At 53.9% G+C, this 12,167-nt stretch carries 9 protein-coding genes and 1 tRNA gene; 9 read left to right on the top strand and 1 reads right to left on the bottom strand.

Going from position 1 to position 12,167, the window contains the following annotated elements; genetic code table 11:
* Positions 1–64: 64 nt before the first annotated feature.
* Entirely contained in the window at positions 65–1,408 is a 1,344-nt protein-coding gene (argG, locus tag AC1M2H_RS02840) for an argininosuccinate synthase (protein ID WP_480150196.1), read from the bottom strand.
* Between the two features lie 451 nt (positions 1,409–1,859).
* On the opposite strand from argG, the gene AC1M2H_RS02845 reads away from it, so the two are divergent.
* The 9 genes from AC1M2H_RS02845 to nlpI all read left to right on the top strand — a co-directional run bounded on the left by AC1M2H_RS02845 (position 1,860) and on the right by nlpI (position 12,111).
* A tRNA-Met gene (locus tag AC1M2H_RS02845) sits at positions 1,860–1,936 on the top strand.
* Between the two features lie 205 nt (positions 1,937–2,141).
* The gene (gene rimP, locus AC1M2H_RS02850) at positions 2,142–2,594 is read left to right on the top strand and encodes a ribosome maturation factor RimP (protein WP_071844987.1); all 453 of its coding nucleotides are present in this window, start codon (positions 2,142–2,144) and stop codon (positions 2,592–2,594) included.
* Positions 2,595–2,621: 27 nt separating this feature from the next.
* Positions 2,622–4,109: a transcription termination factor NusA gene (gene nusA, locus AC1M2H_RS02855; RefSeq protein WP_480150197.1), complete on the top strand. Its 1,488-nt coding sequence runs from the start codon at positions 2,622–2,624 to the stop codon at positions 4,107–4,109.
* Positions 4,110–4,133: 24 nt separating this feature from the next.
* Complete coding sequence (infB, locus tag AC1M2H_RS02860; protein WP_480150198.1) at positions 4,134–6,824, top strand: translation initiation factor IF-2; 2,691 nt, start codon at positions 4,134–4,136, stop codon at positions 6,822–6,824.
* 154 nt (positions 6,825–6,978) lie between these two features.
* Entirely contained in the window at positions 6,979–7,380 is a 402-nt protein-coding gene (rbfA, locus tag AC1M2H_RS02865) for a 30S ribosome-binding factor RbfA (RefSeq protein ID WP_041147389.1), read from the top strand.
* Positions 7,380–8,324, top strand: coding sequence for a tRNA pseudouridine(55) synthase TruB (gene truB / locus AC1M2H_RS02870; protein ID WP_480150199.1), 945 nt, complete (start codon positions 7,380–7,382; stop codon positions 8,322–8,324). The genes rbfA and truB overlap by 1 nt, the downstream gene beginning before the upstream one ends.
* Positions 8,325–8,471: 147 nt before the next feature.
* A complete protein-coding gene (gene rpsO, locus AC1M2H_RS02875) occupies positions 8,472–8,741 on the top strand; it encodes a 30S ribosomal protein S15 (protein ID WP_426812297.1) in 270 nt (89 codons plus the stop codon).
* Positions 8,742–8,982: 241 nt separating this feature from the next.
* Entirely contained in the window at positions 8,983–11,118 is a 2,136-nt protein-coding gene (gene pnp / locus AC1M2H_RS02880) for a polyribonucleotide nucleotidyltransferase (protein WP_480150200.1), read from the top strand.
* 108 nt (positions 11,119–11,226) lie between these two features.
* The gene (nlpI, locus tag AC1M2H_RS02885) at positions 11,227–12,111 is read left to right on the top strand and encodes a lipoprotein NlpI (protein ID WP_480150201.1); all 885 of its coding nucleotides are present in this window, start codon (positions 11,227–11,229) and stop codon (positions 12,109–12,111) included.
* Positions 12,112–12,167: the final 56 nt, after the last annotated feature.

The following is a 12,167-nucleotide window of genomic DNA, read 5'->3' on the forward strand; positions in this document are numbered from 1 at the left end:
GCAATTCCGGGAAAGAAAAAAGCCGACGGATTAACGTCGGCTGAAAGAGTCGATAAAAAAGAGCTTATTTGTCTTTATTTTCCAGATTCTCAACCTGCGGCAGGCCGGTCGCCGAAGAGGCGGTGAGCAGGCCGGATTGAGCGTAACCGAACAGCTTATCGCGGGTATCGGTGATATCCAGATTACGCATGGTCAGTTGGCCAATACGGTCCTCTGCGGAGAACATTGAGTCGCCTTTCTCCATCGTCAGACGCTCTGCTTTATAGGTCAGGTTGTCGGAGACGGTGTTCAGAATGGAGTAATCATTACCGCGACGCAGCTCCAGCGTCACTTCACCGGTAATCGCGCTCGCCACCCAGCGTTGCAGCGCGTCACGCAGCATCAGCGCCTGAGAATCAAACCAGCGTCCCTGATACAGCAGACGGCCCAGCTGACGCCCGTGAGCGTGGTACTGCTCAATGGTATCTTCGTTATGGATACCGGTCAGCAGACGCTCATAGGCAATGTGCAGCAGCGCCATCCCCGGTGCTTCATAGATGCCGCGGCTTTTGGCTTCGATGATGCGGTTTTCAATCTGGTCACTCATGCCAAGCCCGTGACGGCCGCCGATGCGGTTTGCTTCCAGCATCAGTTCCACGTCATCGCTGAAGGTTTGGCCGTTGAGCGCGACCGGATGACCCTGTTCAAAGCGAATGGTCACTTCTTCCGCCGGGATCTTCACGCTCTCATCCCAGAACTTAACCCCCATTATCGGATTAACGATTTTGACGCTGGAGTTCAGGAATTCCAGGTCCTTTGCCTCATGGGTTGCGCCCAGCATGTTGGAGTCAGTTGAGTAGGCTTTCTCGACGGACATTTTGTAGTCAAAGCCGCAGGCAATCATAAACTCGGACATTTCCTGACGTCCGCCGAGCTCATCGATAAAGTCGCTATCCAGCCACGGTTTGTAAATTTTCAGTTCAGCGTTGGTCAGCAGGCCGTAACGATAGAAACGCTCGATATCGTTGCCTTTATATGTACTGCCGTCACCCCAAATGTTAACGCCGTCTTCTTTCATCGCGGCAACCAGCATGGTGCCGGTAACGGCACGACCGAGCGGGGTGGTGTTGAAATAGGTCAGGCCGCCGGTGGTGTTATGAAACGCACCGCACTGGATAGCGGCAATGCCTTCAGCAACCAGCTGCTTACGGCAGTCGATCAGACGAGCGCCCTCGGCTCCGTATTCTTTGGCGCGGCGCGGAATTGCATCGTAATCCTCTTCGTCCGGCTGGCCGAGGTTAGCGGTGTAGGCGTACGGTACCGCGCCTTTTTTACGCATCCACAGCAGGGCGGCGCTGGTATCCAGTCCACCAGAGAAAGCGATACCAATACGTTGACCAATCGGGAGATGCTTAAGAATCGTCGTCATAAAATAAAACCCTGCTAGATAGACTGTTGTGAGTTCGGTTTACCAGGTCCAGAACCTGTCCTATTTGACTATTCCGTTTGCCATTGAGGTTCAGGGTCATGCTTAAAAACCATAATGTATAACCATACACGCAGGTCTTCTCGCGCTCTCCATGCCAGGGTGGCGTAAAAATTAAGTCAAATGGAATATATCTCTATTGCATGTTTATGCATTAATTGTGAGTTTTCATTTAATCATCTTTTACGGGTGACCGGAAGTGATTCATGACTTTTTTGCTAAAAAAGGGTGCAATGCCAGCATAAACGATAACCGGACAATGTGAAAAATATGTTGACAAAATATAGGGTTTATCAATAGACTTTACCACGATTTTATGTCCCGTCTTCGGTACCAAATCCCAGCAGTATTTGCGTCTTTTGCTCAATAAGAGTAAAATACGCCACGTTTCAGGCGCGGGGTGGAGCAGCCTGGTAGCTCGTCGGGCTCATAACCCGAAGGTCGTCGGTTCAAATCCGGCCCCCGCAACCACTTTCCCTTTGAGTACTTTTTCAAATATACTGTGAGGACCTGGTCCTTCGTAGCCGAATTTGAAAGAATTCTCCTGGAAGTGTTCCAGATCGCAGTTGCGATCGCAGGGTTCAGTTATCTAAAACCCCGATTTATCGGGGTTTTTTGTTATCTGACTTCAGAATAACTGGGCTATACGCCCTTTTTTTATGTCTTGGGGGTGGGTTTGTCCACATTAGAGCAAAAATTAACAGAGATGCTCACTGCGCCGGTTGAAGCGCTTGGCTTTGAGCTGGTCGGCATCGAATTCGTTCGTGGTCGCACTTCTACACTGCGCATCTATATTGATAGTGATAATGGCATCAATGTTGATGATTGTGCTGATGTAAGCCACCAGGTCAGTGCTGTCATGGACGTCGAAGATCCGATCACCGTTGCTTATAACCTGGAAGTGTCTTCACCTGGTCTCGATCGCCCGATGTTTACCGCCGAACACTATGCGCGTTTTTCCGGTGAAGAAGTTTCGCTGGTACTGCGTATGGCGGTGCAAAATCGCCGCAAATGGCAGGGCGTTATCAAAGCGGTAGACGGTGAAATGATCACGGTAACCGTCGAAGGCAAAGATGAAGTGTTCGCGCTGAGTAACATCCAGAAGGCGAACCTGGTTCCCCACTTTTAACAGTCTGGATTGAGGTGAAAGGCCCCGATGAACAAAGAAATTTTGGCTGTTGTTGAAGCCGTTTCCAACGAAAAATCGCTGCCGCGCGAAAAGATTTTTGAAGCGCTGGAAAGTGCCCTGGCAACGGCTACAAAGAAAAAATACGAGCAAGAGATCGACGTGCGCGTGAGCATCGATCGTCGTAGCGGTGATTTTGACACCTTCCGTCGCTGGCTGGTCGTTGAAGAAGTTACCCAGCCGACTCGCGAAATTACGCTTGAAGCGGCGCGTTACGAAGACGAAAGCATGAATCCTGGCGACTTCGTCGAAGACCAGATTGAATCCGTCACCTTCGACCGTATCACCACGCAAACGGCAAAACAGGTCATCGTACAGAAAGTACGTGAAGCCGAACGCGCCATGGTCGTCGATCAGTTCCGCGAGCACGAAGGTGAAATCATCACCGGCGTGGTGAAAAAAGTGAACCGCGACAACATCACTCTGGATCTGGGCAGCAATGCTGAAGCCGTGATCCTGCGTGAAGATATGCTGCCGCGTGAAAACTTCCGCCCGGGCGACCGTATTCGCGGTGTGCTGTACGCGGTACGTCCGGAAGCGCGCGGCGCTCAGCTGTTCGTTACCCGTTCTAAGCCGGAAATGCTGAACGAACTGTTCCGCATTGAGGTGCCGGAAATCGGTGAAGAAGTGCTCGAGATTAAAGCCGCCGCTCGCGATCCGGGTTCCCGTGCGAAAATCGCGGTGAAAACCAACGATAAGCGAATCGATCCGGTTGGCGCCTGTGTCGGCATGCGCGGTGCGCGCGTTCAGGCGGTTTCTACCGAACTGGGCGGCGAGCGTATCGATATCGTCCTGTGGGATGATAACCCGGCGCAGTTCGTGATCAACGCGATGGCTCCGGCCGACGTTGCGTCTATCGTGGTGGATGAAGACAAGCACACCATGGATATCGCCGTCGAAGCGGGCAATCTGGCGCAGGCTATCGGCCGTAACGGTCAGAACGTGCGTCTGGCATCGCAGCTGAGCGGCTGGGAACTCAACGTGATGACTGTTGATGACCTGCAGGCTAAGCACCAGGCTGAAGCCCATGCGGCGATCGATACTTTTACTAAGTATCTTGATATCGATGAAGATTTCGCCACTGTGCTGGTCGAAGAAGGTTTCGCCACTCTGGAAGAACTGGCCTACGTGCCGGTGAAAGAACTGCTGGAAATCGACGGTCTGGATGAAGCCACCGTTGAAGCACTTCGTGAGCGTGCGAAAAATGCGCTGACCACGTTGGCGCTGGCTCAGGAAGAAAGCCTGGGCGACACCAAACCTGCCGAAGATTTACTGAATCTGGAAGGTCTGGAACGTCTGATGGCTTTCAAACTGGCTGCCCGTGGCGTTTGTACGCTGGAAGATCTCGCCGAGCAGGGCATTGATGATCTGGCTGATATCGAAGGCTTGACCGACGAAAAAGCCGGAGAGCTCATCATGGCCGCCCGTAATATTTGTTGGTTCGGCGACGAAGCGTAATAAACTGTAGCAGGAAGGAACAGCATGACAGATGTGACCATTAAAGCGCTGGCTTCAGAGATTCAGACCTCTGTGGATCGCCTGATACAGCAATTTGCTGATGCAGGCATCCGCAAATCGGTCGATGACTCTGTGACCGCGCAAGAGAAGCAGGCCCTGTTGACGCACCTGAACCGTGAACACGGCTCGGCGCCCGACAAGCTGACGCTGCAGCGCAAAACGCGCAGCACGTTAAATATTCCAGGTACCGGTGGAAAGAGCAAATCGGTACAAATCGAAGTCCGCAAGAAACGCACTTTTGTGAAACGCGATCCGCAAGAGGCAGAACGCCTTGCCGCGGAAGAGCAGGCGCAGCGTGAAGCGGAAGAGCAGGCCCATCGTGAAGCTGAAGAAACGGCGAAGCGAGAGGCGCAATTAAAAGCTGAACGCGAGGCCGCAGAACAAGCTAAACGTGAAGTCGCTGATAAAGCGAAACGTGAAGCTGCGGAAAAAGACAAAGTGAGCAATCAACAAACCGACGAAATGACAAAAACCGCCCAGGCTGAAAAGACCCGCCGTGAAAACGAAGCTGCAGAGCTGAAACGTAAAGCGGAAGAAGAAGCGCGTCGCAAGCTTGAAGAAGAAGCGCGCCGCGTGGCGGACGAGGCACGCCGCATGGCCGCAGAAAACGAAAAGAACTGGACCGAAACCCCAGAAACGCCGCCTGAAGAAACCTCTGACTATCACGTGACCACGTCTCAGCATGCCCGTCAGGCAGAAGACGACAACGACCGTGAAGTTGAAGGCGGTCGCGGCCGTGGCCGTAACGCCAAAGCAGCACGCCCTCAGAAGAAAGGCAATAAGCACGCTGAATCCAAAGCCGATCGCGAAGAGGCCCGTGCGGCCGTCCGCGGTGGTAAAGGCGGCAAGCGTAAAGGTTCTTCTCTGCAGCAGGGCTTCCAGAAGCCGGCTCAGGCCGTGAACCGTGACGTTATCATCGGCGAAACCATCACCGTTGGCGATCTGGCTAACAAGATGGCGGTCAAAGGCTCTCAGGTCATCAAAGCGATGATGAAGCTGGGCGCAATGGCGACCATTAACCAGGTCATCGATCAGGAAACCGCACAGCTGGTTGCCGAAGAGATGGGCCACAAGGTTATCCTGCGTCGTGAGAACGAGCTGGAAGAAGCGGTAATGAGCGATCGTGATACCGGCGCTGCGGCAGAAGCCCGCGCACCGGTTGTGACCATCATGGGTCACGTTGACCACGGTAAAACTTCTCTGCTCGACTATATCCGCTCCACGAAAGTGGCGTCCGGCGAAGCGGGTGGTATTACCCAGCACATCGGTGCGTACCACGTTGAAACTGAAAACGGCATGATCACCTTCCTGGATACCCCGGGCCACGCCGCGTTCACCTCAATGCGTGCTCGTGGTGCTCAGGCAACGGATATCGTTGTTCTGGTTGTTGCCGCGGACGATGGCGTGATGCCGCAGACTATCGAAGCTATCCAGCATGCGAAAGCCGCGCAGGTACCGGTTGTTGTCGCGGTTAACAAAATCGATAAGCCAGAAGCTGATATGGATCGCGTTAAAAACGAACTGTCTCAGTACGGCGTTATGCCGGAAGAGTGGGGCGGCGAATCTCAGTTCATCCCTGTATCTGCGAAAGCCGGTACCGGTATCGACGATCTGCTGAACGCCATCCTGCTGCAGGCTGAAGTTCTGGAGCTGAAAGCCGTTCGCAACGGCATGGCAAGCGGTGCGGTTATCGAATCCTTCCTGGATAAAGGTCGTGGTCCGGTTGCTACCGTTCTGGTACGTGAAGGTACGCTGAACAAGGGCGATATCGTTCTGTGCGGCTTCGAATACGGCCGCGTTCGCGCGATGCGTAACGAACTGGGTCAGGAAGTGCTGGAAGCGGGTCCGTCCATTCCGGTTGAGATCCTCGGCCTGTCCGGCGTTCCGGCTGCGGGTGACGAAGTTACCGTTGTTCGTGACGAGAAAAAAGCGCGTGAAGTTGCGCTGTATCGTCAGGGCAAATTCCGCGAAGTCAAACTGGCGCGTCAGCAGAAGTCCAAGCTTGAGAACATGTTCGCTAACATGACCGACGGCGAAGTTCACGAAGTGAACGTGGTACTGAAAGCAGACGTTCAGGGCTCTGTAGAAGCCATCTCTGACTCTTTACTGAAGCTGTCTACGGACGAAGTCAAAGTGAAGATCATTGGTTCTGGCGTAGGTGGGATCACCGAAACCGACGCCACCCTGGCTGCGGCATCCAACGCTATCCTGGTTGGCTTCAACGTACGTGCCGACGCATCTGCTCGCAAAGTGATTGAATCGGAAAGCCTGGATCTGCGCTACTACTCCGTCATCTATAACCTGATCGACGAAGTTAAAGCCGCAATGAGCGGCATGCTGTCTCCGGAGCTGAAACAGCAAATCATTGGTCTGGCTGAAGTGCGTGATGTGTTCAAATCGCCGAAATTTGGCGCCATCGCGGGCTGTATGGTTACCGAAGGCACGATTAAACGTCACAACCCAATCCGCGTACTGCGTGACAACGTGGTTATCTATGAAGGCGAGCTGGAATCCCTCCGCCGCTTCAAAGATGACGTTAACGAAGTCCGTAACGGTATGGAATGTGGTATCGGCGTTAAGAACTACAACGACGTTCGCGTTGGCGATATGATCGAAGTGTTCGAAATCATCGAAATCCAACGTACCATCGCGTAACCTTCGTCGACTATTGGGCCGTAGCGCCTTGTGCTGCAGCCCGGTATTGACGGAAGATCGCCGAGAACAGGCCGGGTTAGCGAAGCGCCACCCGGCAATAATTCTAAAAAGGGGCTTATGGCCCCTTTTTTGTCTTTATTCTGGAGAATTTATTATGGCGAAAGAATTTGGTCGCCCGCAGCGCGTCGCTCAGGAGATGCAAAAAGAGATTGCTATCATCCTGCAGCGCGAAATTAAAGATCCACGTTTGGGCATGATGACCACCGTCTCTGGCGTCGAAATGTCCCGCGATCTGGCCTATGCCAAAGTGTTCGTGACGTTCCTGAACGACAAAGATGAAGCCGCCGTTAAGGCAGGTATTAAAGCGCTGCAGGAAGCATCCGGATTTATCCGCTCGCTGCTGGGTAAAGCGATGCGCCTGCGTATCGTGCCGGAACTGACCTTCTTCTACGACAACTCGCTGGTTGAAGGGATGCGGATGTCTAATCTGGTGACCAGCGTGGTGAAGCATGACGATGAGCGTCGTGTGAATCCGGACGACGTCAAGGAGGACTAATGAGTCGTCCTCGTCGTCGCGGTCGCGATGTGCATGGCGTGCTGTTGCTGGATAAACCCCAGGGGGCTTCCAGCAATGACGTGCTGCAAAAAGTAAAACGTATTTATAACGCTAATCGGGCAGGGCACACCGGCGCGCTGGATCCGCTGGCAACCGGCATGCTGCCGATTTGCCTCGGAGAAGCGACCAAGTTTTCCCAGTACCTGCTCGATTCTGACAAGCGTTACCGCGTCATTGCCAGACTGGGTCAACGCACCGATACCTCTGATGCTGATGGTCAGGTGGTGGAGGAGCGCCCGCTGGCCTTTAGCGACGATGAGCTGGCCTCCGCGCTGGAAGGCTTTCGCGGCGAGACTCAGCAGGTGCCGTCAATGTATTCGGCGCTGAAGTACCAGGGTAAAAAGCTGTACGAATATGCCCGCCAGGGGATTGACGTCCCGCGCGAAGCCCGGCCGATTACCGTCTACGAGTTGCTGTTTATTCGCCACGAAGGCGATGAGCTCGAGCTGGAAATCCATTGTTCAAAAGGCACCTATATTCGGACGATTATCGACGATTTAGGCGAAAAGCTGGGCTGCGGCGCGCACGTGATTTTCCTGCGCCGACTGGCCGTCAGCAAATATCCCGTTGACCGTATGGTGACTCTCGAACAGCTGCAGGCGCTGGTTGAACAGGCGCAGGAGCAGGATATTCCCGCCGCGCAGCTGCTCGACCCGCTGCTGATGCCGATGGATAGCCCGGCGTCGGATTATCCGTTAGTTAATATTCCCGAAACGTCGGCGGTATACTTTAAAAACGGTAATCCGGTGCGTACTTCGGGCGCGCCGAAGCAGGGGCTGGTGCGCGTAACGGAAGGCGAAGACGAGAAGTTCCTCGGCATGGGCGAGATTGATGACGAAGGCCGCGTGGCGCCGCGTCGTCTGGTCGTTGAATATCCTGCCTGAGGGCTGTTCTTGCGATAAAAGCCGGCTGCGAGTAGAATATTGCCGCCTGACGTCCGCAAAAGTGTTTTAACATTTTCGGGCGTCGCATCAGGGGTCGCTGAATTAGAGATCGGCACCCTTTCTTTCTTTTAATTTTTGGAGTTTAAAATGTCTCTAAGCGTTGAAGCTAAAGCAAAAATCGTTTCTGAGTTTGGTCGTGGCGAAAACGATAGCGGTTCTACCGAAGTTCAGGTTGCACTGCTGACTGCCCAGATTAACCATCTGCAGGGTCACTTCTCCGAGCACAAAAAAGATCACCACAGCCGTCGTGGTCTGCTGCGCATGGTTTCCCAGCGTCGTAAACTGCTCGACTACCTGAAACGTAAAGATGTTGCACGTTACGCTTCGCTGATCGAGCGTCTGGGTCTGCGTCGCTAATTCTGCGAGTTTCAGAAAAAGGGGCCTCAGGGCCCCTTTTTTCGACCAGGCGGCAGCAATTAGCTAAAAACTCATGTATTGTTGCTATTAATGATCTTTGTGTAGAGGTTCGCGCGGCTAATGAGAGGCTTCATCCGCAGGGGCGGGTAAAGGTTGTCATTAGTCGCGAGGATGCAGAAGATCGGGTCATCTGACGCTATATCCTCGATATAGCGTCACTTTTTGATAAAAGGATAGAATTTTGCTAAATCCGATCGTTCGTAAATTCCAGTACGGCCAACACACCGTCACCCTGGAAACCGGCATGATGGCTCGCCAGGCCACTGCTGCTGTCATGGTAAGCATGGATGACACCGCGGTATTCGTTACCGTTGTCGGCCAGAAAAAAGCGAAGCCAGGCCAGGACTTCTTCCCGCTGACCGTAAACTATCAAGAGCGTACCTACGCGGCAGGTAAAATCCCGGGTGGTTTCTTCCGTCGTGAAGGCCGTCCAAGCGAAGGCGAAACCCTGATTGCGCGTCTGATTGACCGCCCGGTTCGTCCGCTGTTCCCGGAAGGTTTCGTTAACGAAGTGCAGGTTATTGCTACCGTTGTTTCCGTTAACCCACAGGTTAACCCGGACATCGTTGCCATGATCGGCGCTTCCGCTGCGCTGTCTCTGTCCGGTATTCCGTTTAACGGTCCTATCGGCTCCGCGCGCGTTGGGTACATCAACGACCAGTACGTGCTGAACCCGACTCAGGATGAGCTGAAAGAAAGTAAGCTGGACCTGGTGGTTGCCGGTACCGAAGCTGCAGTCCTGATGGTTGAATCCGAAGCTGAACTGCTGAGCGAAGACCAGATGCTGGGCGCGGTGGTATTCGGCCACGAGCAGCAGCAGATTGTTATTCAGGCCATCAATGACCTGGTGAAAGAAGCGGGTAAACCGCGCTGGGAATGGCAGCCGGAAGCCGTAGATGCCGCGCTGAACGCCCGCGTTGCGGACCTGGCTGAAGCGCGCCTGAGCGACGCTTACCGCATCACTGACAAACAAGAGCGCTACGCTCAGATTGGCGTGATCAAAGCCGAAACTATCGCCACGCTGACCGCTGAAGATGAATCCCTCGACGCTAACGAGCTGGGTGAAATTCTGCACGCTATCGAGAAAAACGCCGTTCGTAGCCGCGTACTGGCGGGCGAGCCGCGCATCGACGGTCGTGAAAAAGATATGATTCGTGGTCTGGACGTTCGTACCGGCGTGCTGCCGCGCACCCACGGTTCCGCACTGTTCACCCGTGGCGAAACTCAGGCGCTGGTTACCGCGACCCTGGGTACCGCGCGTGACGCACAGAACATCGATGAGCTGATGGGCGATCGTACCGACTCCTTCCTGTTCCACTACAACTTCCCTCCGTACTCCGTAGGCGAGACCGGAATGGTAGGTTCGCCGAAGCGTCGTGAAATTGGTCACGGTCGTCTGGCTAAGCGCGGCGTGCTGGCCGTGATGCCGACTACCGAAGAGTTCCCGTACACCGTACGCGTGGTTTCTGAAATCACCGAATCTAACGGCTCTTCTTCCATGGCTTCCGTTTGCGGCGCCTCTCTGGCACTGATGGACGCCGGCGTGCCGATTAAAGCCTCCGTTGCGGGTATCGCGATGGGTCTGGTGAAAGAAGGCGACAACTATGTCGTTCTCTCCGATATTCTCGGCGACGAAGATCACCTGGGCGATATGGACTTCAAAGTTGCGGGTTCCCGCGACGGTATCTCTGCGCTGCAGATGGATATCAAAATTGAAGGTATCACCAAAGAGATCATGCAGGTTGCGCTGAACCAGGCTAAAGGTGCGCGTCTGCACATCCTGGGCGTCATGGAGCAGGCGATTAACGCGCCGCGCGGCGACATCTCCGAATTCGCACCGCGTATCCACACCATCAAGATCAGCCCGGACAAGATCAAAGACGTCATCGGTAAGGGCGGTTCCGTAATCCGTGCGCTGACTGAAGAGACCGGCACCACCATCGAAATCGAAGATGACGGTACCGTGAAAATCGCAGCGACCGACGGCGACAAAGCGCAGCACGCGATTCGTCGTATCGAAGAGATTACCGCTGAGATCGAAGTTGGCCGTATCTACAATGGTAAAGTGACCCGTATCGTTGACTTTGGCGCATTCGTTGCCATTGGCGGCGGTAAAGAAGGTCTGGTGCATATTTCTCAGATCGCCGATAAGCGCGTAGAGAAAGTGACCGATTACCTGCAGATGGGTCAGGAAGTACCGGTTAAGGTTCTGGAAGTGGACCGTCAGGGCCGCGTGCGTCTGAGCATCAAAGAAGCAACTGAGCAGACTCAGCCTGTCAGCGCGCCGGAAGCTCCGGTCGCTCAGCAGGGCGAGTAAGGTTGCCGCTTGCCCTCCGCGTTTGCGGAGGGCGTATTACGGGCAGGACGCCTCGTTTGCAGCCGGGGAACTGGACGTTCATCCAATCGTTGTCTTCGGGAGTGGGAAATGAAGCCTTTTTTGCGCTGGTGTTTCGTGGCGACAGCTCTCACGCTGGCAGGATGCAGCAGCTCTGCCTGGCGTAAGGACGCAGTCCTCGCGGTGCCATTGCAACCGACTTTGCAGCAAGAAGTGATTCTGGCGCGCATGGAACAAATTCTTGCCAGTCGGGCTTTAACCGATGATGAACGCGCACAGCTTTTATATGAGCGCGGAGTGTTGTATGATAGTCTCGGTCTGAGGGCATTAGCGCGAAACGATTTTTCGCAAGCGCTGGCAATCCGACCTGATATGCCCGAAGTATTCAACTACTTAGGCATATATTTAACGCAGGCAGGCAATTTTGATGCTGCCTATGAAGCGTTTGATTCTGTACTTGAGCTTGATCCAACTTATAACTACGCGCACTTAAATCGCGGCATCGCCCTGTATTACGGGGGTCGTGCTAAGTTAGCGCAAGATGATCTGCTGGCGTTTTATCAAGACGATCCCAACGATCCTTTCCGTAGCCTGTGGCTTTACCTCGCTGAGCGCAAACTCGACGAGAAGCAGGCGCTTGAAGCACTGAAACAGCGCTTCGAGAAATCGGACAAAGAGCAATGGGGATGGAACATTGTCGAGTTCTACCTTAACGATATTAGCGAAAAAACGCTGATGGATCGTTTGAAGGCAGACGCAACGGATAACACCTCGCTCGCTGAGCATCTCAGTGAAACCAACTTCTATTTAGGTAAGTACTACCTAAGTCTGGGGGACAGGGACAGCGCTACGGCACTGTTCAAACTGGCGGTCGCAAACAACGTTCACAACTACGTTGAGCACCGATACGCATTGTTGGAATTATCGCTCCTGGGCCAGGAGCAAGATGACCTGGCAGAATCGGACCAGCAATAGCTGACGAACAAACATCAGCCCAATTTTTTATTGCCATCACCTTCGCGGGTGAGGGC

This window comes from Klebsiella sp. F11 (assembly GCF_056712265.1).

Coding starts and splice junctions, on each gene's coding strand:
- argG (WP_480150196.1), bottom strand. CDS start 1,408: ATGACGACGATTCTTAAGCATCTCCCGATTGGTCAACGTATTGGTATC.
- nusA (WP_480150197.1), top strand. CDS start 2,622: ATGAACAAAGAAATTTTGGCTGTTGTTGAAGCCGTTTCCAACGAAAAA.
- infB (WP_480150198.1), top strand. CDS start 4,134: ATGACAGATGTGACCATTAAAGCGCTGGCTTCAGAGATTCAGACCTCT.
- rbfA (WP_041147389.1), top strand. CDS start 6,979: ATGGCGAAAGAATTTGGTCGCCCGCAGCGCGTCGCTCAGGAGATGCAA.
- truB (WP_480150199.1), top strand. CDS start 7,380: ATGAGTCGTCCTCGTCGTCGCGGTCGCGATGTGCATGGCGTGCTGTTG.
- rpsO (WP_426812297.1), top strand. CDS start 8,472: ATGTCTCTAAGCGTTGAAGCTAAAGCAAAAATCGTTTCTGAGTTTGGT.
- nlpI (WP_480150201.1), top strand. CDS start 11,227: ATGAAGCCTTTTTTGCGCTGGTGTTTCGTGGCGACAGCTCTCACGCTG.